General features: G+C 37.5%; 13 protein-coding genes. All 13 read left to right on the top strand.

Going from position 1 to position 26,092, the window contains the following annotated elements:
- Window positions 1-3: 3 nt before the first annotated feature.
- The 13 genes from J1D01_RS14750 (at window position 4) to J1D01_RS14690 (ending at window position 26,086) form a co-directional block, all read left to right on the top strand.
- The gene (locus tag J1D01_RS14750; protein ID WP_421151364.1) at window positions 4-3,198 is read left to right on the top strand and encodes a glycoside hydrolase family 2 TIM barrel-domain containing protein; all 3,195 of its coding nucleotides are present in this window, start codon (window positions 4-6) and stop codon (window positions 3,196-3,198) included.
- Between the two features lie 635 nt (window positions 3,199-3,833).
- A complete protein-coding gene (locus J1D01_RS14745) occupies window positions 3,834-5,234 on the top strand; it encodes a sulfatase (RefSeq protein ID WP_421151363.1) in 1,401 nt (466 codons plus the stop codon).
- Window positions 5,235-5,255: 21 nt separating this feature from the next.
- Complete coding sequence (locus tag J1D01_RS14740; protein ID WP_421151362.1) at window positions 5,256-7,151, top strand: glycoside hydrolase family 97 catalytic domain-containing protein; 1,896 nt, start codon at window positions 5,256-5,258, stop codon at window positions 7,149-7,151.
- Window positions 7,152-7,166: 15 nt separating this feature from the next.
- Window positions 7,167-8,780, top strand: a complete 1,614-nt coding sequence (locus J1D01_RS14735) for a sulfatase (protein WP_421151361.1) — start codon at window positions 7,167-7,169, stop codon at window positions 8,778-8,780.
- A gap of 15 nt (window positions 8,781-8,795) precedes the next feature.
- Complete coding sequence (locus tag J1D01_RS14730) at window positions 8,796-10,211, top strand: sulfatase (protein ID WP_421151360.1); 1,416 nt, start codon at window positions 8,796-8,798, stop codon at window positions 10,209-10,211.
- Window positions 10,212-10,224: 13 nt separating this feature from the next.
- Window positions 10,225-12,765 (top strand): GH116 family glycosyl-hydrolase, encoded by a 2,541-nt coding sequence (locus J1D01_RS14725; protein WP_421151359.1) that lies wholly within the window; start codon window positions 10,225-10,227, stop codon window positions 12,763-12,765.
- A 4-nt stretch (window positions 12,766-12,769) separates the two neighbouring features.
- Entirely contained in the window at window positions 12,770-13,423 is a 654-nt protein-coding gene (locus tag J1D01_RS14720) for an SGNH/GDSL hydrolase family protein (RefSeq protein WP_421151358.1), read from the top strand.
- Window positions 13,424-13,501: 78 nt separating this feature from the next.
- Window positions 13,502-15,049 carry a sulfatase family protein gene (locus J1D01_RS14715; RefSeq protein WP_421151357.1) on the top strand — a complete coding sequence of 516 codons (1,548 nt, stop codon included), beginning with the start codon at window positions 13,502-13,504 and terminating at the stop codon, window positions 15,047-15,049.
- Window positions 15,050-15,092: 43 nt separating this feature from the next.
- Window positions 15,093-17,195 carry a Sip1-related alpha-galactosidase gene (locus J1D01_RS14710; protein WP_421151356.1) on the top strand — a complete coding sequence of 701 codons (2,103 nt, stop codon included), beginning with the start codon at window positions 15,093-15,095 and terminating at the stop codon, window positions 17,193-17,195.
- Window positions 17,196-17,205: 10 nt separating this feature from the next.
- Window positions 17,206-19,674 carry a glycosyl hydrolase family 95 catalytic domain-containing protein gene (locus J1D01_RS14705; RefSeq protein ID WP_421151355.1) on the top strand — a complete coding sequence of 823 codons (2,469 nt, stop codon included), beginning with the start codon at window positions 17,206-17,208 and terminating at the stop codon, window positions 19,672-19,674.
- Window positions 19,675-19,694: 20 nt separating this feature from the next.
- Window positions 19,695-21,125 (top strand): arylsulfatase, encoded by a 1,431-nt coding sequence (locus tag J1D01_RS14700; protein ID WP_421151354.1) that lies wholly within the window; start codon window positions 19,695-19,697, stop codon window positions 21,123-21,125.
- Between the two features lie 41 nt (window positions 21,126-21,166).
- Window positions 21,167-23,497 (top strand): glycosyl hydrolase family 95 catalytic domain-containing protein, encoded by a 2,331-nt coding sequence (locus J1D01_RS14695; protein WP_421151353.1) that lies wholly within the window; start codon window positions 21,167-21,169, stop codon window positions 23,495-23,497.
- A gap of 9 nt (window positions 23,498-23,506) precedes the next feature.
- Window positions 23,507-26,086: a GH116 family glycosyl-hydrolase gene (locus J1D01_RS14690; protein WP_421151352.1), complete on the top strand. Its 2,580-nt coding sequence runs from the start codon at window positions 23,507-23,509 to the stop codon at window positions 26,084-26,086.
- Window positions 26,087-26,092 lie beyond the last annotated feature (6 nt).

Genomic DNA, 26,092 nt, shown 5'->3' with positions numbered 1-26,092 from the left:
ATAATGAACAAATTAATTTACTCGTTAATGCTTGTTGTTTTGGTTATATCTTCAGGAATAGCACAAGAAAAACCAACATATTCAGCAGGAAAATGGGAAAATCCCGAATGGGAAAACCCTGAGATTTTTCAAATTAATAGAGAAAAACCTACAGCGTCATTTTATAGATATACTACTGTAGATAATGCTTTAAAATATGAAAATTGGAAAAACTCAACACTTTACAAATCGCTAAACGGAACTTGGAAATTCTATTATGCAGATAGTGTTTCTGCTAGACCAACCGATTTTTATAAAAATGATTTTAGTTTAAAAGACTGGGACCAAATACAAGTGCCTTCTAACTGGGAAATGCAAGGTTTTGGTATTCCAGTATACACTAATAGGCATTATATGTTTCCTGCAAATCCCCCCTATATTCCGCATAATTTTAACAATGTAGGGAGTTACAAAAGAGCATTTGAAATTCCTGAAGATTGGAATGAGAAAGACATCTACCTACATTTTGCGGGTGTAAGTGGCGCCATGTACATTTGGGTTAATGAAGAGTTTGTTGGTTATAACGAGGGGAGTAAAACACCTGCTGAATTTAAAATTACAGATGTTGCAAAACCAGGCAAAAATACGGTTTCAGTTCAAGTACTTCGGTGGTCAGATGCTAGCTATATGGAAGACCAAGATTTTTGGCGTTTAAGCGGAATTGAACGCGATGTGTACGTATATGCAACTAGTAAGGTAACTGTTAGAGATTTTAGGGTAATTTCAGATTTACAGAATAATTACAATGATGGAGTTTTCAAAGTCAATCTTCAGATAGATAACAATTTTAAAAAAAATGCAGAAAGAACGGTTGAAGTAAAATTAATAGATGGGGAAAAAGAAGTTTATAGAGCTTCTAAAACCTTAAAATTGAAGAAAGGTGAAAATAAAATTGATTTTTCTAAAATTATAAAAGATGTAAAAACTTGGAATGCAGAACAACCAAACTTGTACAGTTTACTCATCAATTTAAAAGATAAAAAAGGAAATACAACTGAAGCAACTTCTATAAAAGTAGGTTTTAGAAATATTAAAATTGAAAATAATCAGTTTTTAGTAAATGGAAAAGCGGTATTGCTTAAAGGAGTTAATTTACATGACCATAGTGATACCGAAGGGCATAGGGTAACAGAAGCGTTGACCATGAAAGATTTGATGGTTATGAAGCAAAATAACCTAAATGCCATTCGTTGCAGTCATTACCCTAAAGCCCCACACTTTTACAGAATGTGCGATAAATACGGGTTTTATGTTATTGACGAAGCCAATATTGAAACCCACGGCTTAGGAACCACAAACCAAGGTTTAGATAAAAATTTTAAAGCACAAAAAATTCACCCTGCCTATTTGCCAGAATGGAAAGCGATGCATATGGATAGAACGATTAGAATGTTTGAGCGAGATAAAAACTTTCCTTGTATTGTTACTTGGTCTTTAGGAAACGAAGCCGGTAATGGCGAAAACTTTTTTGCAACATATAAGTGGCTAAAAGAGCAAGATGCTACTAGGCCAACACAATACGAAGGCGCTACAAACTATGCTAATACAGACATTCAAGCACCAATGTATTGGACCATTGAACGCATGATTAAATACGCAGAAAATAACCCAACTCGACCATTAATTCAATGCGAATACGCTCATGCTATGGGAAATAGCGTTGGTAATTTGCAGAAATATTGGGATGTTATTGAACAGTATGATATCATGCAAGGCGGCTTTATTTGGGATTGGGTAGACCAAGGTATTCTAACTAAAAATGATAAAGGTGAAGCGTATTGGGCCTATGGCGGTGATTTAGGCGGGCACGATTTGCAAAATGATAAAAACTTCTGTCTAAACGGAATTGTAAACCCAGACAGAACACCGCACCCCGCTTTACATGAAGTTAAAAAAGTATATCAATACATTAAATTTAAAGCGTCAGATTTAAGCAAAGGTGACATTGAAATCACAAATAAATATGATTTTACCAATTTAAAAGATTATCTGTTTACTTGGGTGCTATTAGAAAATGGAAAACAGATAGCAAATGGTCAACTACACAAGCTTAATGTTAATCCTTATCAAACAGAATTGGTAAACATTAATTTACCAAAATTATCAAATTCAGAATATCATTTAAATATTTATGCTTTAAATAAAATTGAAACCGATTTAATGCCAAAAAATCATGTGGTTGCATACGAGCAATTTCAATTATCACCATCTATTTTTAATACAGAAATCGTGCCTTCAAAAGAAAAAATAGAAGTGTCTTTTAATGAAGAAGAGATTACAATTTCAAATAACAATTTTGAACTGAAATTAAATCGTTCAACCGGAAAAATAACGTCTTTAGATTACGGTAACGGTAATGTGTTAGTTGAAGGTATTTCACCCAATTTTTGGAGACCTGTAACCGATAATGATTTTGGAGCTAAAACACCCAAAAAATTAGAGGTTTGGAAACAAGCAACCGATAATCAGTCTTTAGTTGAAGTTAAAATTTTTAACCGTAACAAAGAGCTTTCAAAATCTAAAAAAGTAAAGGGTGCTTTGCAAATTCAAACGGTTTACAATTTACCATCGGTAAAAGGGCAGATCGCTATTAGTTATGATATTCAATCTTCTGGGGAAATAATTGTGACTAATAATTTAAGCAGAATTAGTAAAGATTTACCACATTTACCAAGGTTTGGAGATAATCTCATTATTAAAAATGAATATCAAAATGTAGAATGGTTTGGAAGAGGACCGCACGAAAATTATAACGATAGAAACACAGCCGCTTTGGTTGGTCATTATAATGCTAAAGTAGAGGATTTGTACTTTCCGTATATCCGCCCACAAGAAAATGGATACAAAACCGATATACGTTGGGTAAGTTTTACCAATAATCATGGAGTAGGATTAAAAATTGAAGGTTTACAATTGCTAGGTTTTAGTGCTCACCATCAATATAATAGTGATTTTGATGCGGGAAAAGAAAAGCAGCAAAGACACACTACCGATATTGTAAAACGCGATTTTGTAAATGTGAATATAGATTATAAACAAACTGGTGTTGGAGGCGATAATAGCTGGAGTGCTAAAGCTTTGGCACATAAAGAATTTAGAGTGCAACCAGAAAATATGAGTTATGCTTATAAAATTAAACCGATTAGAGAAAGCAGGTAGTTTATTAATTATCAATTTTTTTATTGGCCTTCGTTATATTTAAATTAAAGGCATAAGGTTTTAACCATGTTTTTGAATAATGTATCCATGTATATAAAATTAAACAAAGTTATTTTTAATACTAGAAATAAAATGCTTTTTAAAGAATTGAATCGCAACCTTTAAGAGAGTTTAAATATTTATTTTTCTGTTTTCTAGTTTTAAAATATTTTACAAGTATGAAGCTCAACAGCTAGTATTCGTTATGTAAAATCGTCTGCTATTCCTAGTGTTAAAATTTCACTAGTTTTTTTCGAATATATTGTTTTTCAAATCCAAAAATAGAAAAGTAAATAATAGGGTTTCTGTTTCAAGTATTAGAACTCCGTTAATTTAAAAAAGTATAAAAACGTAGTGATTATAGGAATTGTAAACAAAATTTTAAATTCTACATGGAGATTGAACTATAAGTTATAGATAATGGACAATTATTACAAATGAAAAAACGTGATTTGATTAATTTAACCGATATAAAACAATTTAAGTTTTAATTAAATAATTTTTGTATAAATTATTAAATAAGTTAACACAATGTTGAAATTAGAAACATCTTAAAATTAGAATTAAAATGATTTCAAAAATAAATTTTGTGTAATATGTTAGCCAATGCTAAATATTGTATTACGTGTTTAATTACTGTTTTTTTATGTCTTTCAGCAAGTTCTCAAGAGCCAAAAAGTACGCAAAAAAAGCCCAATTTCATCATCATATTTACAGATGATCAAGGCTATGCAGATTTAAGTTGTTTTTTGGGGGCTCATGTAAATACACCAGAAATAGATAAAATGGCTGCTGAAGGCGCCAAATTAACCAGTTTTTATGTAGCAGCACCATTATGCACGCCGTCAAGGGCAGCATTAATGACGGGCAGTTACCCTAAACGCGTGGGAATGGCAAAACGCGTATTACTTGCCGCAGATTCTTTAGGATTAAATCCAAAAGAGGTAACCATTGCAGAAGTACTAAAATCTGCTGGATATAAAACAGGCATATTTGGTAAATGGCATCTAGGAGACCAACCCCAATTTCTCCCTACAAAACAGGGCTTCGATGAATTTTTTGGTATTCCCTATAGTCACGATATTCATCCATATCATCAAAATCAAAAAAAGTTCAATTTTCCATCGCTTCCATTATTGGATGGTGAAACGGTTGTAGCATTAGACCCTGATTCCGATTACCTGATTAAGAGAATAACCGAAAGAACCGTGAGTTTTATTGAGCAGCATAAAGATGAACCTTTCTTTGTTTATATGCCACACACAAGTCCGCATCGTCCGCTGTTAGCTTCCCCTGAGTTTATGAAAAATGCACCAGAAGATGTGAAAACCATATTAAAAAATGAAGGAGAAAGCGTTGATTATAAAACAAGAGACAAAATTTATCCGCAAACCATTGCTGAAATTGATTGGTCGGTTGGCAAAATTTTAGATGCTATAAAAGCTAATGGATTAGATGAAAATACCTTTGTGATTTTTACCTCAGATAATGGCCCTATGGTAGGAAGCGCAGCTCCTTTAAAAGGCAAAAAAGGAAGTACGTTTGAAGGTGGCATGCGCATGCCAACTGTAGTATGGTGGCCAGGTAAAATTCCTGCCGGTTCAGTAATTAATGAATTGTTAACAGCCATGGACTTACTACCCACTTTTGCAAAACTTGCAGATGCCAAAATACCTTCAGATAGAATCATTGATGGTAAAGAAGTGCTTCAAGTCATTCAAGGTAAAAGTAAAACACCTCACGAGCTATTTTTTTATTACAGTAAAGATAGGTTAGAGGCAGTACGTTCAGGAAAATGGAAACTTCGAATAGCAGGAAAAGAGTCACCAGCCCTTTTTAATTTAGAAAATGATATTAGTGAATCTAATAACGTTTTAGTATCACATCCAGAAGTTGAAAAAAGACTTCGTTCGGCTGCAATCAATTTTGAAAATGAACTAAAAAACAATTTAAGGCCAGCAGGAGTTGTTAAAAACCCAAAACCATTATCAAAATAAAATAGTATTAAACTCAAAAAAATGAAGAATATCGTACTCACACTAATTTTTGTTCTAAGCTTGTTCGGTTGCAAGTCATCCAAAAACCTGGAAGTCACTTCACCAGATAGACAAATTAAAATAGTGATAAATAATCAGGAAGGTCATTTAAAATACAACCTTTATGATGGTGAAAAGGAGATGGTTTTAAACTCTGAAATTTCCATTCTTCAAAATGTAAAAGTGGAAGTTTTGGAAAGCAAGGTACAAGAAGTGAATACCACTTGGAATCCCGTATGGGGACAGTTCAGTAAAATTCAAGACCATTACAAAGAATTGGAAGTATCGTTGGATTATGAGGGCACACTAGCAACACTTCTGGTAAGGGCATATAACGGTGGAGTTGCTTTTCGTTTTAAGGCAGAAGGGATTTCACCAGAAAATAATGCAGCATTCTTCGTGGAATACGGTATGCCGCATTCCAGTGGCGTGTACTCTCCCGCAGGCGAAGGGCAGCCTTATGGTCCTATCTCCATAGCTGATTTAGGACAAGCTAAAGCCAATGGTAAAAAGCATAAAATTAAAATGCCTTTGGTAGTCGAGCATGAAGAACATAAGTTTTTATCGCTTTTGGAGTCCGATTTAATTAGTGCTCCGGGGTTTGATGTCATTAAATTCAATTATGATGAACAGAAGAAAACACTGGTTGCAAACAACCCATTTAAATCCGAAGAGAAACGTTTAATCACACCTTGGCGCCTTATTCTTTTGGAAGACCAAATAGGTGATTTGTTAACCAATACAGTACCTTTAAATGTGGCGGCACCCAACCAAATTCAAGATGCCTCTTGGATTAAGCCCGGAAAGACCCTCTGGGATTGGCGCGTACATGGTTTTACAACAGAAGATGGTTTTACATACGGTATAGACAACGAAAGCTATTTCCGATTTATCGATTTTGCCGCAGAAAATGGTATAGAATATTTCTTAATTGATGATGCTTGGTACACCAAGGTAGAACCAGGAAAAATGACCATGTCTGATAAGTTAGATTTAGATAAAGTAGCTGCCTATGCTGAAGAAAAAGGAGTAGAGCTAATTTTATATTACGACAGACGTCAGGGTGATTATGGCGACGAAGCTTTGTTCCCATATTATCAATCCTTGGGAATGAAAGGGATAAAATATGGATTTATGGGTACAAACGTTCCGTTTACTAGAAACGCTATACAAATGAGCGCCAAAAGCAATTTATTGATTGATTTTCATGATGGTCCTGTGCCATTTACAGGGGTAACCAGAACCTATCCTAATGCCATTACAAGAGAATTTTGCCATGCACAACAAGATTCCAGACGGGCTTTTACGCCTAAAACTTTCATTAGAATGGCATTGATTAACGCGCTTCAAGGGCCGTTGGATATGAATAATGGTGTTTTCGATATTTCCAGTGTAAACGCCGGAGAAAGAGAGAAAGGTCCTAAAAAGCTTCACTCATTACATACCACGGTTGCCGCCGAAGCTGCTAGAACCTTGATTATATTTAGCGGTTTGGTTTGTATTCCTGATGCGCCTGAAGCTTATACCAAAAAGCAGGATTTATTTGAATTTATTCAAGAAATGCCCGTTGGAAAATGGGACGAAACCAAAATTTTACACGCCAAAATGGATGGGTATATTTCTACGGCAAGACGCCATGGCGAGCAATGGTTTATTGGGTCGGTGCATAACGATGGTGGCACTCTCGATATTAATTTGGATTTTCTTGAAGACAATAAAAGCTACAGAATCACCTATTACGAAGATACTGAAACTACCAATAGTAACTCGAATCCTGAAGCATACCAAGTTAGAATTGGTACTGCAAAAAAAGGTGATGTAGTAAAAGCTAAAATGGTTGCTGGCGGTGGCCACTGTATGTGGATTAGACCAGAATAAAAAATGAAAACTCTAATGAAAAAAATAATTTACATAACCACAATTTTAGCGGTATTAAGTTCTTGTAAAACAAAAACTCAAGAAATAACTAAAACGGCCAAACCAAATATTCTTTTTATTGTGGTAGACGATTTGGGGTATGCCGATTTAAGTATTATGGGGAGTAAATACTACGAAACTCCAAACATTGATGGTATTGCCAAAGCGGGTAATATTTTCACTAATGGTTACGCCACTTGTGCCGTTTGTAGTCCATCAAGAGCTAGTTTGTTAAATGGTCAGTTTACGGCTAGACATGGGTTGACGCAATTCGACGGAGCACCAACGGGATTGGAATGGAAAAAAAAGAACAGGCATACTAAATTATTGCCTCCAGAGTATAAGCATCATTTAAGTCATGATGACATTACACTTCCAGAAGCATTAAAGGAAAATGGTTATAGAACCTTTTTTGCTGGAAAATGGCATTTAGGAAGCGCAGCAGATAAGTCTTTGCCAACCGATCATGGTTTCGATATTAATATAGCGGGCTATGAACGTGGCGGGCCTTACAGTGGGGGGTATTTTTCACCGTTCAACAATCCTCAAATGGAAGATCATGAAGACGAAAAAGGCATGTCGTTTTCAATGAAATTGGCGAAAGAAACTTCAAAATTCATTCAGAAAAATAAGGACACTACATTTTTGGCTTATTTATCTTTTTATGCAGTACATTCCCCTATTCAAACCACAAAAGAAAAATGGGAAAAGTACAGAGATAAGGCAGAAAAAATGGGCATTGCTGAAAAAGGATTTGAAATGGAACGCATTTTACCTGTTAGAAAATATCAAGATAATCCAGTCTATGCAGGCTTAATAGAGCAAGTTGATGAAGCTGTTGGAAGCGTTCTTAAAACTTTAAAAGATAATGGTTTGGATAAAAACACTATTGTGGTGTTTACTTCAGACAATGGAGGAGTAACATCTGGTGATAATTTTTCTACCAACCAATTAATGCTGAGAGGCGGAAAAGGTTACCAATGGGAAGGTGGTTTACGTGTACCTTATTTTATTTATGTGCCTTGGATGCAGCAACAAGGCAATAGAATTGATAAACCCGTTTCTGGAGCAGATTTATACCCAACCTTGTTGGAGTTGGCAAATATTCCTTTAAAGCCTAAAGCGCATGCCGATGGGGTTAGTTTAAAGCCGCTTTTAAACGGAGAGGAAATTGATGACAGACCGTTGTTTTGGCATTATCCGCATTATGGAAATCAAGGAGGCGAACCGGTATCTATCATTCGAAAGGATAATTGGAAACTCATTTATTATTGGGAAGATAATCACATAGAATTGTATGATTTAAATTCAGATTTAAAGGAAAGCAATGATGTATCTAAAGAAAACAATGAGTTAGCAGAAAACTTGCACGCACAATTGATGGATTGGTTGGATTCTATGAACACCCAATACGCCACCGAAGACCCCGAATGGGATAAAGAAGCTCGAAGAAAACGGTTAGAAAGCCATAGAACCAAACTCATGCCGCGACTTGAAAAACAAAGAAAACAAATGCTAAGTCCAGATTGGCAACCTAACGATGATTGGTGGGGCAGTGAAGTGAAATCAAATGATTTAAAGGTTAATTAAGTATAGAATAACATTATGAGGTTACTGTTCTTATTGGGTTGCTTTTTTTTGGTTAGCTCTTGCATCGTTTCCAAAAATAACATAAAAACGGAACGACCTAATTTTGTTATCATCTTTACCGATGATCAGGGTTATGGCGATTTAAGCTGTTTTGGAGGCCAACATGTTTATACACCTCATATAGATAAAATGGCAGAAGAAGGTGCAAAACTAACAAGTTTTTACGTTGCGGCTCCATTGTGTACGCCGTCACGAGCTGCACTTATGACGGGATGTTACCCACGACGGGTTGGTATGGAACCGCCTTCGAGTTTAGTTATAGATTTACCCAATGTTCCCGATGGCAAAAGGTTCCCTGTTTGTTTAGCGGGTGATGGCAATGGACTAAACCCCGATGAAATTACCATTGCCGAAGTGGCAAAATCTGCAGGATATAAAACAGGTATTTTTGGAAAATGGCATTTGGGAGACCAACCTGAATTTTTACCCACCAAACAAGGTTTCGATGAGTTTTATGGATTGCCGTACAGCCACGATATAGCACCCACACACCGACGACAAGAATTTTTTAAGTTTCCGTCGCTACCTTTTTTAGAAGGTGAAGAAGTTGTTGAAATGGATCCTGATCCCGACTACCTCACACGGCGGGTTACCGAACGAGCAGTTAAATTTATTAAAGACCATAAAGATGAAAACTTCTTTTTGTATGTACCGCATCCTATACCTCACGGACCACTGGCAGCATCAAAAGAAATTAAGAAAGAATACAAGAAAATTTTGGAAAGCGGGGTTTCGGCCGACTCCAATTTATATTCTACCGCGATATATGAGATTGACTGGTCAGTAGGTCAAATACTGTTAGCACTAAAAGAACAGGGGCTTGATGAAAATACCATCGTTTTATTTACGAGCGATAACGGAGCTGCTGGTAGAAAAGGCTCCACAAAACCATTACGAGGCCATAAAGGGCAAACCTTAGAAGGAGGAATGCGTATGCCAACCGTAGTTAGGTGGCCTGGAAAAATTAAGGCGGGTACTGAAATTGATGAGCTTTTAACCGCTATGGATATACTTCCAACTTTTGCAAATTTGATGGGGACAGAAGCGCCAACAGACCGTATTATTGATGGAAAAAATATCATACCGGTACTTCTGAATGAAGCCGAAAGTCCGCATGAATATTTCTTCTATTCACATTGGGGGACTTTAGAAGCTGTAAGGTGGCAAGATTGGAAACTCCGAATCATAAATGAAGAAGAAGCTCTTTATAATTTAAAGAATGATATTTCTGAGGAAGTAAATCTTATCGAACAATACCCTGAAATTGTTTCACAACTTAAAAAAGCCATGCTAGATTTTGATACTGAAATAACAAATAATGCGCGTCCTGTAGGGCATGTTGAAAATCCGAAACCTCTAAGTATCCGTTAAAAAATATAACTAAATGAGACTAGATAAATTAAGATTGTTGATGTTACTCTTTTCGAGTAGCATACTAGCGCAAAACACAGATTGGCCGGTACTAAAAAGCTACGACCAATACCATACCGACCGCATTGCTATGCCTGTTGGAGGCATAGGAACAGGAACCATCTCGTTAACAGGAAGAGGCGCTTTGGAAGATTGGGAAATTATGAGTCGCCCCGCCAAAGGTTTTAATCCGTTATATACTGGTGTAGAAGTTATCAATCGAGCACCATTTTTCTCAATTTATTTAAAAGAAGAAAACAAAGAAGCCCAAGCACTTTTATTGGAAGGTCCTGTGCCTATTAAATACGACGAAGGGTTTTATGGTTCTAAGGCTCCCAATCACGGTTTACCTCGTTTTAATAAGGCTACTTTTCAAACCGCATATCCATTTGGACAAGTTTTGTTAAGCGATGAAAATTTGCCTGTAACAGTAACTGTTGGAGCCTTCAACCCCTTAATTCCGGGGAACACAGCAGATAGTAGTTTGCCTATGGCTATTTTAAGTTACAAGGTGAAAAACACGAGCGATAAACCCGTGACAATTTCTTTAGCGGGAAACATTCCTAATTTTATAGGATATGATGGTAAAGAAGGAAAACCTTATCAAAACATCAACACCTATAAGGAAGAAAATGGTTTGAAAGGCATCCATTTTATGGCTGGAGAAGAAGTCGATAGGGAAAGCTATCAATACGGTACGTTTAGCCTAACCACAAACAGCGAAGGCGAAATATCTTACCGTACCGCATGGAAACCTGGTGATTGGGGGAACAGTACTTTGGAATTTTGGGACGATTATACAGATGATGGTTTATTAGAAGAAAGAACTTCCGAACAAAAAAATAACATGGGTTCGTTAGCTGTAAAAACTACTTTGAATCCTAACCAAGAAAAGGATATTCGCTTTTTTATCACTTGGCATTTCCCAAATCGTCCAGCCTGGGGTAATCAAAAGGCTAATGTGGGCAATTACTACGCTACACAATATGCCGATTCATGGGAAGTGGCGCAGAAACATATCAACAGAATTCCAGAATTGGAACAACAAACCCAATCTTTTGTAGGGGCGTTTATTGGTAGTGATATCCCAGAAATTGTAAAAGAAGCCGCTTTGTTCAATTTGGCGCATTTTAGGACGCAATTGGCTTTTAAAACCAAGTCGGGATACTACTTGGGTTGGGAAGGCATCAAGGATAACGATGGCAGCGGCACGGGAACATGTACACATGTTTGGAATTACGAACAAACTATTCCGTTTTTGTTTGGCGATATCGCCCAAAATATGCGCGAAGTAGAATTTGGTTTTGCTACTGATGAAAACGGATTGATGAGCTACCGTATTCATTTACCTTTGGAAACTAAGGCCACAAGTTTTGGTTTGGCTGCTGCAGACGGACAAATGGGAAGTATTATGAAGTATTATCGGGAGTGGCAACTATCAGGTGATGAAGATTTCTTAAAAAAGAACTGGAAAAATGTAAAAAAAGCTATGGAATTCTGTTGGATTCCTAAAGGTTGGGATCCCGATAAAGATGGGGTAATGGAAGGAAGTCAACATAATACTATGGATGTCGAGTATTTTGGTCCAAATCCTCAAATGGGCTTATGGTATTTGGGAGCTTTACGTGCAACCGAAGAAATGGCAAGCTACTTGGGAGATGAAAAATTCGCAAAAACATGTCGCTCATTATATGAAAACGGTTCGAAATATATGGATGAAAATTTGTTCAATGGCGAATACTACATCCAAGAAATTGTGCCACCAAAACATTTGGACAGCATTGCAAAAGGACTTATTCGTGTAAAAAGAAGACTCGTTCCTAACGACCCACAATATCAGTTAGGTGAAGGTGTACTTGTAGATCAATTGGTAGGGCAGGTGATGGCTCATATTTTAGATTTGGGCTATTTGGTAAATAAAGACAATATCAAAAAGACGAACGAGTCTATTTTAAAATACAACTACCGCGAAAATTTAATGAAGCACCCCAATTTTATGCGCTCTTATGCTTACGGAAATGAATCGGCTTTGTTGATGGCTCACTATCCCAAGGACAGACCCAAACAACCATTCCCTTATTTTACCGAGGTGATGACCGGTTTTGAGCACACAGCTGCAGTTGCAATGATGTATGAAGGACAGACGGAAAACGCATTGAGAACCATACAAGATATCCGAAATCGTTATGATGGCAAAAAACGAAACCCCTTTAATGAAGCAGAATATGGGCATCATTATGCCAGAAGTATGATGGCTTGGGCAGGTGTTTTGGCAAGTACGGAATTTCACTATTCGGGAGTTGAAAAGGCTATGCGATTTACCTCAAAACCGGGCACCTATTTTTGGAGCAATGGTTATAGTTGGGGCACCTGTGAAGTAAAAAAAGGGCAGGCAAAAATAAACGTGCTTTTCGGGCAATTGGAGCTTAAAAGTTTTACGCTACAAAATATTGGAAAAAAGAAACTGAAAGCCAAAACAATGTCAAAAGGAGAAAGTTTAACTGTTGATTTTTAATGGTATGAAAAACTTAAAAATAGTATTTGTTTTATTGGTTTTGGTACTTTTCTTATCAAGTTTTGAGCAACCGAAACCTAAAATTTTAATCATTGGTGATTCCATCTCTAATGGTTATATCCCTTTTGTTAAAGAGCGATTGAAAGACATTGCCGAGGTGTATCATAACCCTGGAAATGCAAAACACACAGGTAACGGGTTAAAGTATATCGAATCTTGGTTAGCTGAGGGCGACTGGGATATTATTCATTTTAATTGGGGCTTGTGGGATTTGTGTTATCGGCACCCAGATTCAAAAGTTCAAGGAAAAAGAGATAAGGTAAATGGAACCATAACATTCGGGGCAGAAGACTATGAAAAAAATCTCGAAACCTTGGTTAAACTCATTAAGAAACATTCTGATGCGGAATTAATTTTCGCTACAACAACCTACGTCCCCGAAAACGAAGCAGGACGGTTTTCTGAAGATGCTATAAAGTACAATGCCATTGCCAAAAAAATAATGAAAGCTAATGGTGTAAAAATCAACGACATTTTTGAAGTTTCGAAAAAAATTCATGGCGACTATGGAAAAGGTAACGACGATGTACACTATACTGAAAAAGGCTATGAATTATTGGGTGAGTATATTTCGGAATTTATAAAACAAGTCATATAGTAATTTCGTCGAAATCCAATTTATGTTAAAAAAATACTTAAAATCAAACCTCAAAAAACACAAAACAAACTCATGAAGATGAAACAACTCATATTTTTCTTATTGTTCATTTCAATAATAACAGTACAAGCTCAAAAAGCTAATAAAAACCCAAACATCATCTACATCCTAGCAGACGATATGGGTTATGGCGATGTAAGCTGTTTTAATCCAGAGGGAAAAATCCCTACGCCACATTTAGACCAAATGGCAGCGAATGGTATTAAATTTACAGACGCTCATACATCTTCGGCCGTTTGTACACCAACACGTTATGGTATTTTAACCGGGCGTTATAATTGGCGCTCGTCCTTGAAAAAATCAGTGCTTGGTGGGTTTTCCAAATCTTTGATTAAACAAGAACGAACCACAATTGCCGAAATGCTAAAATCACGAGGTTATACCACGGCTTTTATAGGAAAATGGCATTTAGGTTGGGATTGGGCTATTCAAGAAGGGGCAGATGAAGCTGCGAGAAATAAATGGGAGGCTCAACTTGCTGTTGATTATACCAAGCCTATTGAAAACGGTCCAGCAACGCACGGTTTCGATTATTCCTTCGGTTTTTGTGGTTCTCTTGATATGGCTCCGTATGTGTATGTAGAAAATAATGTTCCAACGATGGTACCCACCAAAACTACCGTGTGTGTAGATGAAAAAGGATTTTGGCGCGAAGGACCTACCTCAGATGATTTTAATCATACTAATGTCCTTCAAGATTTAACAAACAAAGCTATAGATTACATCAGTCAAGAAACTAAAAAGAAAACACCTTTCTTTTTATACTTCCCTTTGCCAGCACCACATACACCTATTTTACCAACCACCGAGTTTTTAGGAAAAAGCAACACCAATTTGTATGGCGATTTTGTAATGCAGGTGGATGATGTGGTACGCCAAATTAGGGAAGCAATTAAAAAGCAAGGTATTTCAGAAAACACCTTATTAGTTTTTACAAGTGATAATGGATGCTCGCCAAGAGCTAATTTTGAAGAGTTGGCAAAAGTAAACCATAACCCAAGTTATAACTTTAGGGGTGCGAAAGCCGATATTTTTGAAGGTGGTCATCGTGTACCTTTTATTGTGGAATGGCCTGCCAAAGCTCCTAAAAATACTAACTCGGATAAAACTATTTGTACTACCGATTTTTTTGCTACTTGTGCTGAAATCTCAGGATATAATATAAAAGATTCTGAAGCTGAAGACAGTTTCAGTATGTTACCGTTAATAACAGGTGAAAGTAATAACGAAATTCGCGATTACACCGTTCACCATTCCATTAATGGGTCTTTTGCCATTAGACAAGGAAACTGGAAACTAAACTTATGCCCAGGTTCTGGTGGATGGAGTTATCCAAGGCCGCAGGACATTAAAAATGAAAAATTAGATTTACCTAATATGCAACTGTATAATTTGAAAGCAGATATTGGCGAAACCAGAAATCTAATAAATATATTTCCTGAAAAGGCAGCAGAATTAAAAGCCGCTTTAAAAAAAATTATTCTTGATGGAAGAAGCACACCAGGAGCTGTTCAGGAAAACGAAGATATGGAAGGATGGAAGCAAATCCAGCCAATAATTAACTAAATAAAATTTTCAAAAGTAAAAACCACTCAAACTAAACTATATAATGCGAAAAGTATTTCTTTTTATTGTTGGTATCTCTTGTATATTGTCGTGTTCTGAACAAGCCAAAGTTAAAAAACAAGATGTGCCATTGAAGGCAATTCCATCAGCGTTACTTGTGTCAACCTTTAGTGGGAGTGGGGTGGTTTCTGTTCAGAAACAAAAGTTAACCCCAGATTTTTTAGGGATTATTTCTGAAATTAAAATACAATTGCCCAAGTACAAAAAAGGCATTTACTACCGTCCGTTTTCAGAAAAATTGGCTGCAGGAAATAGGGTTGAGCCGCTTTGGTTTGATGATATTGCAGCATTAGACGGTTACAAGTACCAAAAGCCAAGAATGGATAGCCATATTAACCTAGGGGCGTTTATGATGTTACAAAAAGAAAATGGAGATTATTTAGCGCTCTTACCATTGGTGTCTAATCGTATAGGAAATACGTTTTCCATTCGTGATAAAACAGTTTATTTAACGGTTGCTACCTATGGTACAGATACCGAAAATGTAGCAGTGCCTCTAATGAGTTATGGAGAATCTAAAAATCCGTATGAAGCCGCTAGAATGGCTTGGGAAGGAGCAATGAACACCGAAAAAGTAAAGGAAAACATCAATTGGAGGTCTGATAAAAAGTATCCTGAGGCTTACAAATACTTAGGCTGGTGTTCTTGGGAACATTACAAGCACAAGATTAACGAGGAGGTGGTTTTGAATGCTTTAAAAGGCATGAAAGAAAGCACAATTCCTTTTAGGTGGATGTTAATCGATGATGGTTATTTAGACCATAAAGGCGGCCAGTTGCTTTCTTTTAGAGCCGATGAAAAGAAATTTCCAAACGGATGGGAGCCTATTACCAGTCAGAAAGATGAAAAAATAAAATGGATGGGTATTTGGCGAAATTTCAATGGCTATTTTGGTGCTGTATCCCCAGAGCACAATATGCCAAGTTTAAATGAACATTTGGCAGAACGCAATCCTAGTGGCAAAAGAACCATTTTAACCCCAAAAATTTCAGAAGAATCAGCCAATGCGTTTTTTCATGAAATGACAAAAAACACCAAAGACAATGGTTTCGATATCATTAAAGTCGATTTTCAATCAGATAATTTCCGTAACAACACAGGAGCAAGTAATGCTATTTTAGGTGTGCATTACAACAACATCGCCTTAGAAGAAAACTGCAAAGAAAAAGATTTGATGTTGCTAAATTGTATTGCCCAACAAAACTTTAATGTGTTTAATCACAGGCATAGCGCCATTATCCGTGGAAGTATAGATTATAAAACCACTAAAGACCGATTGGATTTAACCTTGGTGCAAAATTTTGCCAATGCCTTTTGGTTAGGGCACACACATTGGCTAGATCAAGATATGTTCTTTGCCAATTTTGAAGAAACCGCACAGTTAATGGCAGTAGCTAGAGCCATGTCAGGTGGACCTATTTACCTTTCTGATGTGCCAGAGCATATAGACGATACCGTTTTAAAACCATTAACTTATGCAGATGGACGTATTTTAGGAACATTAGCACCAGGTGTTCCTCTTCCTGAAAGTTTAATGCAAGACCCCTATTTTGATGGAAAAGCATTTAGAGTCATAGCACCATTAAAAAACAAAACCGCTGCTATTATGGCTGTGAATCTTAGTCAAGATGATAAGGAATTAACAGCACAAGTTTCGTTAAAGGATTACCCGTTTGCTGGTGGCATGATGCAACCTTATCAAGGTCTTTGGGAAGTGCCAAAAGAAGGTATTTTACTTTACGATTATTATAAAGGTTCAGCTCTAATTCTTGAAGATAATTATCAGTTTAATTTGGGTTCCAGAAAGGAACGTTTGTTATTGTTAAATCCAATACAACACGGTTGGTCTATCATTGGTAGGCCCGATAAATACCTTTCGGCAGCCACTTTCGAATTATTGGAAATAGATAATAAGTCAGTAAAAATTCAAATGGTTGAAGATGGTCCGTTATTAATTTGGACCGATAACAAAATTCCATATTCAGAAAACTTTGAATTCACAAAAGAGGAAAATGGGTTGTGGAAAGGCGATTTAATGAAGCCAAATAGTGATAGAATCTATAATATTATTGAAAAAGTTCAATAGCTAAAAAGACATGATAAAACAGATTGTAACCTTATTATTGATTATTATAACCTCTGTAAAAGTTCATGGGCAGTTTGTGTTGACTTATGATGAACCCGCCAGTAAGTTTACTACTGAGCAAAGGCAAAACTACAATAAGCTAGGTTACATGCAAGAGGCTTTGCCCTTGGGTAATGGTCGATTGGGAGCTATGTTCTCAGGAGGCATTGAAGAAGAACACATCATGCTGAATGATATTACCCTTTGGATGAACAGTAAAAGGGGGTTGGATTCTGTAGCACAATCGGGAACCAGAATAGGCGCTTATAAAAACTTTGAAAAAGTTCGAGAGGCATATCGAAACGAAAAGTATGGCACTTCAGAAGGTAGTATGGAGGCCATGTCTACCAAATATCTTAGTAGTCATCAACCATTAGGGAACTATGCACCTTTTACCGACATATATATTTCAACAGAACATAGCCCAGAGGAAGTTTCAAATTACACACGTTCTTTAGATGCTTTTTCAGGTGTTGGATATGTTAATTATAGTATTGGTAAGGCAAATTTCACCAGAGAATATTTTTGTAGCCACCCCAACGATGTGGTCGCTATACGGTATACCGCCGAAAATTCAGTAATGAACCTTACCATTAAGGTGAGTTCTCTGCATAAAATCACCAATTTAAATGTCGAAGGAAATGTGCTGATTTTAAATGGTGAAACGGCCATGGAAAAAGATCCGGTACAATTTCAAAAAAGGATTTGTGTAGAAGCGGATAATGCAAAAATTACTTTCCAAGATGGAACATTAAAAGTTGAAAACGTAAAAGATGTAAAAATTTATGTGTCGGCATACACCGATTATATGCCGGTTTATCCAATGTTTAAAGGTCGTGATTTTGAATCTGATACAAAAACAACCCTAGAAAATGCCGTAAAACTAGGTTACAATACGCTTAAAAGTATCCATCAAAAAGATGTTTCAGACTTAATGGATAATTGCCAGTTAAACTTGGAATATGAACCATCTAATGTAACCACCGATGAGTTGATTAAAAAAGGTCCAAGTTTAGAATTGGAAAATCTGTATTTTAACTATTCGCGTTATCTACAATTAAGTTGTTCACGCGCAGCCCCAGTGCCGTCAAATTTACAGGGGCTTTGGAATGGGCATTTAAAACCGGCATGGAATGCCGATTATCACACCGACATCAATTTGGCCATGAACTATTGGATGGTAGAAACTGCTAATCTACCAGAATCTTTTAGGCCTTATGTAGAATATATGAAGATAATTGCCAAGTCTGGGAAGTACACGGCGCAAGAATCTTTTGGTATTAGCAAAGGCTGGAGTATGGGGCTTAACGGAAATGTGTTTGGGTTTACAGCACCCAATAAACATGGTAGACGTATGCAGCAATCGGGTGTATGGTTGTGCCAGAATTTATTTGAGCATTATGCCTTTAGTCAAGATAAAACTTATTTGGAAGAAGTTTACCCCATTTTAAAAGGCGCAGCCGAGTTTTATATGGAGTTTTTGGCACCATGGAAAGATGGTACACTAGTGGTGTATCCAACATGGTCTCCAGAAAACGCTTACTTGGTAAAGGAATTTGGAAAACTAAACAAGCAAGCTTATGGTGCTTCTTTCGAGCAACAATTGGTATTAAATCTGTTTACAGATTGTATTGAAGCTTCAACTATTTTAGAGCGAGATGAAGCTTTTAGGGAAAAACTACAAAATATCATTCCTAAACTTTGTCCGCAAAAAATAGGTCAGTATGGTCAGGTGCAGGAATGGCCAGAAGATTGGGACAGCCCAACAGACCAGCATCGGCATATTTCGCACTTAATAGCCTTGCATCCAGGGCGCGATTTTTCACCATTAACTACCCCCAAATTAACCAATGCCGCTTTGGTAACCATGAAACACCGTGGCGACATTTCAACAGGTTGGAGTACGGCGTGGAAAACCAACTTTTGGGCAAGATTGCATAATGGGGATAAGGCTCATCAATTTTACAGGTTTTTAACTTCAGAACGTGTCTATCCAAATTTGTTCGATTTTCATCCTCCTTTTCAAATCGATGGAAATTTTGGTGGTGTAGCAGGTGTATGCGAAATGTTACTGCAAAGTCATTTACGAAGCATTGATAATTTAGCAGAAAACATCAAAAATGCCGCTTTCGTAGCCTATAAACAGGATGAGGACAACCCAAACCATTTTGTTCCAGTTGCTCCCGATGAAAACTTAGCTAAAGCACCCTATATTTTACATCTATTACCAGCATTACCTTCCACATGGCAGAAAGGAAACATCAAAGGCCTAAGGGCCCGTGGTGGGTTTGAGGTGGATATCACTTGGGAAAACGGACTATTAAAACAAGCTAAAATATATGCTGCAAAAGGTGGTAAATTCAGAATTTATTCAAATAACCAATTGAGTGAAACCTTCAGTTTGAAACAAGGTGAAACTTTGGTGTGGAAAAATAATTAAGATTAAAAAACAAATTGATAATGAAGCGCTCAAAAAATATACTTGTACTACTGTTTTTGGTGTTCATAACCATAACAGCTTGTAACACTAAGCCAGATGCCATTAAAAAACCTAACATTGTTTACATTATGATGGACGAATGGGGGTATTATGAATCTTCTGGAATGGGACATCCTATTTTGGAAACCCCCAATATTGATAAATTGGCCTCCGAAGGTATGCGTTTCACTCAATTTCTGGCAGGTGGAAATGTTTGTGCTCCTACAAGAAGCACCTTCATTACCGGGCAACATACTGGACATACCACGGTTAGATCCAATAGTGGCGGATTGGCATTGGCGGAAGATGATGTTTCTATTGCCAGTATGTTAAAGGAAGCTGGATACACTACGGGCGGATTTGGTAAATGGGGCCTTGGGGATGTTGGAACCACAGGTGTCCCCGAAAAACATGGTTTTGATACGTTTTTTGGATACTACCACCAGGTACATGCGCATACATACTACCCTAGATACTTGGTTCACAACAGTAAAAAAGTGCCCCTTGAAGGAAATACAGGCGATTTTTTAAGTGGAAAAACATTTTCTCATCACCTTGTTCACGAAAAAGGATTGGAATTTATTCGTTCTAAAAAAAGCGAACCCTTTTTTGCCTATATGGCTTGGACACCACCACATGGGTATTGGGCAATGCCCGATGATGAACCCGCTTGGCAAAAATATATAAACAAAGAATGGGACGCTACCAACCAAAAAGGAGAATACGATGCGCAGATGTATGCTGCCATGGTTGAAATGGTAGACAGGCAAATAGGTGAGATTGTATCCTTGTTGGAAGAGTTGGGGATAGCAGATAATACCATCATTTTTGTGTCTGGAGACAATGGCGGCCAGCCTTATTTTAAGAATGAAAATCACCCGCACGGTTTTTTTGCTCCTAATTTAAACCCAGAAACAGGTAAGCGTTTTAGAGGGGGAAAAGGTAATTTTTATGAAGGTGGTCTCAGAATTCCTTTTATAGCATATTGGCCAGAAAAAATAGAAGCAGGCAGTGTTTCCAATCATTTAGGATATTTCCCGGATATCATGCCAACCCTTGCCGATATTGCTGGGGCTAAAGCTCCCGCTTCAACCGATGGTATTTCTATTGCTCCGACATTATTTGGCGACACATCAAAAGGCTTTCAAAAACAACACGACTACCTATACTGGGAAGATCCTAAAAGTATTGCTGTTAGAATGGGAGATTGGAAAGCCATTAAACCCAATAAACAAGCAGATTATGAATTGTATGATTTGAACTCTGATATTGAAGAACAGCATAATCTAGCTACTGAACATCCCGAAATTTTGGAAAAAATGCTGAGCTATGCCCAACAGGCACATACACCGCCAAAACAAGGTAAGGTTTTAGATACTTCTGCAGGCTTTAAAGGACATAAAAAAGATTAAAAAACAAGATGATATCCAGACCAGAAAATAAAAAAATACCTATGTATAAAACCATATTAGCCATACTCGCCATAGCTCTTTGTATTTCATGTTCAAATTCAGAACAAAAAAAACAAGACCAAAAAAGTAAAGAACAGCCTTTAAAAATTTGGTTTGAACAGCCTGCCCAAAAATGGAATGAAGGATTGCCCATTGGAAATGGAAGTCTAGGAGCAATGCTATATGGCACTCCTTCAAAGGAAACCATTTGTTTAAATGAAGAAACCATCTGGACCGGTGAGAAACTTTATAATCGGGATAAAAAAGCAGGGCCTGAAGTTATTAAAAAGATTCAGCAATTAATTTTTGATAGGAAATATGTTGAAGCCGAAACCTACCTTACTGAAAACCTTTTGGCCCAACGGTTTCCTACTGGAACCATGACCAACCAAATGCTAGCAAATTTCATTGTTGAACGTTCTGGCTTTGATAGCATAAGCAATTTTCGACGTGAATTAGATCTTAATAAGGCTTTGCAGACCACTTATTTTGAAAAAGATGGAATTACATTTCGAAGAGAAAGTTTTTCGAGTTATCCTGACAAAGCGGTACTTATAAAATATTCCGCAGACCAAAACAAAGCCATTAACTTATCGGCTCACATAAAACGTACAGAAAACACGCAGTTTCGGCTTAGTAAAAATAGCATTCATTTTTCAGAACATGTGGGTAATGGCTTAGGCGTAAAGTTTCATGCCATTGTTTATTTTGAGGCCAAGGGAGGTACTTCTGAAGTTAAGGATGGTAAAATAGTAATAACCGATGCAGATGAATTAATTGTTCGTATTGTGGCTGCCAGTGATTATCGAGGCGAAGACCCAAAAAAGCTTACAGAAGCGAATCTTGAAAAAATACTGAACAAGGACTACGAAAGCTTGTTTGATAGACATAAAACGGACTATCGTTCACTCTTTAAAAGACTAAATTTTAAAATTTCTGAAGGCATTGGAGAAGATCTCCCAACCGATAAACGTTTGCAGCGCGTAAAAGATGGAGCTGTTGATAACTACCTTACCCAACTGCATTACCAATTTGGGAGATATTTACTTATCAGCAGTTCTCGACCAGGAACCTTGCCTGCCAATTTACAGGGCATTTGGGTAAACGGATTTAAACCGCCGTGGAATGCCGATTACCACATCAACATCAATATCCAGATGAATTATTGGATGGCTGAAATGACTAACCTTGCCGAATGCCACGAACCTTTTTTAAAGTTTATTGGAGATTTGCGCGAAATGGGTAGAATTACCGCTCGTGAAACTTACGGAAGTCGCGGATTCGTAGCACATCACACCAGTGATGCTTGGAATATGACGGCTGCTTTTGGAAGGGCACGATATAGCATGTGGCCAATGGGTGCCGCTTGGTGTTGCCAGCATCTGTTTACGCATTATGAGTACACCAAAGACAAAAAATATCTGGCAGAACATGCTTACCCTATTATGAAGGAAGCGGCTGAATTTTTCGTAGATTTTATGATTACGGACCCCCAAACAGGGTACTTGGTAACTTCTCCTTCAATATCTCCAGAAAATGATTTTATAACAGAAGATGGCGAGGTTGCAACAGTCTCTATGGGGTCTACCATGGACCGCTCGATTATTTTGGAATTATATCAAAACTGTATAAAATCTGCCGAAATCTTGGGAATCGATGAAGACTTCCAGAATACATTAAAAAAGCAGATTGCAAAAATTCAACCTTTACAAATAGGAAGCGATGGCCGTTTAATTGAGTGGATGGAGGAGTTTGAGGAAAGAGACCCAGGGCATCGTCATATTTCACATTTATATGCGTTGCATCCTTCTAATCAAATTTCAAAAGAAAATACGCCCGAGTTGTTTGAAGCTGCTAAAAAAACCATCGCCCATCGTTTGGCTAATGGAGGTGGACATACGGGCTGGAGTCGTGCTTGGATTATCAATTTTTGGGCTCGTTTGTTGGAAGCCGAAAAAGCACATGAAAACATTATAGCACTACAGCAAAAATCTACTTTACCAAACCTCTTGGATGTTCATCCACCTTTTCAGATAGACGGTAATTTTGGGTTGGTTTCGGGTATTACAGAGATGCTGATGCAAAGTCATGATGGAAAAATTAATTTACTACCTGCACTACCAACTGCATGGCCAAATGGAAGTATTACAGGACTGCGAGCACGTGGTGGATTTGAGGTGGATATTATTTGGGAAAACGGGAAACTGGTAGAAGCAAGAATTCAAGCCACTCAAAATGGAAACTTCAGAATTTTTTCAGAAGGAAAACTAAGTGAAGTCATTACATTGAAAGCAGGAGAAATCAAGGTTTTTAAAAACGAAACAAAAAAATAAATGATTAAGATGAAGCATCTAAAGTTAACAGTAATCTTTCAGTTTGTATGTATTATGGTAGTTGCTCAAACCAAGAACAACGATTGGCCCGTATTAAAAGCATATGACCAAGACCATATTCAAAAAATAAAAATGCCTGTTGGCGGTATTGGTACAGGAACCATTTCACTTACGGGACGAGGTTCTTTGGAAGATTGGGAAATCATGAACCGTCCTGCAAAAGGCTTCAATCCTACTTTAGAAAATTGGGGTCCGGCCAAACAAAAAGGGCCTTTTTTTGCCATTTTCATAGAAGATGCTGAAGGAAAAAAACAAACACGTTTGTTAGAAGGCCCACCCGATGAATCCTATTACGAAGGGGCTTGGGGGGCTACATCAAACCATCACGGTTTACCGCGATTTAGTAATGCTATATTTAAAACAGCTTATCCGTTCGGGCAAGTATGTTTAAGTGATGATGGTCTTCCTGTAGAGGTTGTTGTTGGAGCCTATAATCCACTGATTCCTGGAAACATAGACGACAGTAGTATTCCTGCGGCAATTCTAAATTATACGGTAAAGAACACCAGTGCTAAGGAAATTATCATTTCCATCGCTGGTACAATTCAAAACTTTATTGGTTTCGACGGCACTCGAGGGAAAGCCATAAAAAATATCAATACCATTCGCGAAGAAAACGGCATTAAAGGCATTCACTACACCAGTAATGGCGTAGACCCTGAAAGCGAACAATGGGGCACCATGAGTTTTGTGTCCTTAAACGAAGGTACCACCACCTATCGAACCGCTTGGCAGCCAAAAACGAGCCGATGGGATAAAAAACGCCTCGATTTTTGGGACGATTTTAGTGAAGATGGCCTGTTGGAAAAAAGAGAAAACAATAAAGCCAATGCGCCAATGGGGACCTTGGCAGTAAAAACGACTTTAAAAGCAGGTGAAGAAAGAACTTTTCGTTTTTTAATCAGTTGGCATTTCCCAAACAGACAAACTTGGGATAAGCCAGGGTTTCAAAAATTAATTAAAGCCACGGTTGGAAATTATTACACCACGAAGTATAGTGATTCATGGGATGTAATCACCAAAACCTTACCTCGTTTGGATGCCTTAGAAAACAACACTAAAACCTTCGTCAATGCACTTATTAAAAGTGATATACCTGAAGAAATAAAGGAATCGGCACTTTTTAATTTGGCACATCTTAGAACCCAATTGGCTTTTCGTATAAAAAGCGGACAATTATTGGGTTGGGAAGGACTTTTTGATACCTATGGGTCGTGTTTTGGATCTTGTACCCACGTTTGGAATTACGAACAAACCACAGCCTTTTTATTTGGAGAGTTAGCCAAAACCATGCGTGAGGTAGAATATAAATATGCTACTGATGATGAAGGGTTGATGAGCTTTCGCGTGTATTTACCTTTGGAAGAAGGACAAAAATGGGGAAAGGCAGCAGCCGATGGACAAATGGGATGCATCATGAAATTTTATCGCGATTGGCAATTATCTGGAGATGATGCCTTTTTAAAACAACATTGGCCAAAGGTAAAAAAGTCGTTAGAATTTTGTTGGATTCCCGGAGGTTGGGATGCCGATAAAAATGGCGTGATGGAAGGTTCGCAACACAATACCATGGATGTAGAGTATTTTGGGCCCAATCCACAAATGGGCTTTTGGTATTTGGGTGCTTTAAAAGCTTCTGAAGAAATGGCCAATTATTTAGGTGAAAAAACATTTGCGAGAACTTGCAGAGAGCTATACGAAAATGGCTCGGAATGGATGGATGATAATTTGTTCAACGGTGAATATTACGAACAGCACATTCAACCGCCCATGTCTGCAGATAATGTAGCGCCTTCTTTAATTGGTGCAACTGGCGGAGATAAAAGTGTCGATCTTACTTCTCCCGATTTTCAGTTGGGAAAAGGGGTGTTGGTCGATCAATTGGTGGGTCAGGTGTTTTCGCATATTGTTGGTTTGGAGTATTTAGCTAAAGAGGAAAACATTAAAAAAACGCTTGAGTCCATAATGAAATACAATTATGTTGAGAATATGACCTCTCATGCCAATTTTCATCGTTCGTATGCTTTGGGCAACGAGTCTGCTTTATTGATGGCGGCCTACCCCAATGAACGTCCCGAAAAACCATTTCCGTATTATACCGAAGTCATGACGGGTTTTGAATATACCGCTGCTGTTGGTATGTTACAGGAAGGCCTAATGGAAGACGGGTTATTGTGCATTAGAAATATTAGAGACCGTTACGATGGCAAAAAAAGAAGTCCGTTTAACGAAGCCGAGGCAGGACACCATTACGCTAGAAGTATGATGGCTTGGGCCGGAATTTTGGCTATTACAGAGTTTCGGTATTCTGCGGTTGAAAAATCCATGAGTTTTACATCTAAGCCGGGAAAATATTTTTGGAGCAACGGCTACAGTTACGGTACAATTGAAGTAAAAGATAAGCAAGCTAATATTTCTGTTGTTTCAGGAAGCTTGGAGTTGGAGCGCTTCACTTTAAACGGAGTTGGTACCAAAAAAATGAAGAATAAAACCATAAAATCAGGAGAATCAATCAACATCAAAATATAATAGAAA

This window comes from Seonamhaeicola sp. NFXS20 (assembly GCF_049132085.1).
Classification (GTDB): Bacteria; Bacteroidota; Bacteroidia; order Flavobacteriales; family Flavobacteriaceae; genus Seonamhaeicola.
Note: the sequence above shows the minus strand (reverse complement) of the source record. Positions and strands in the feature narration are given on the sequence as shown.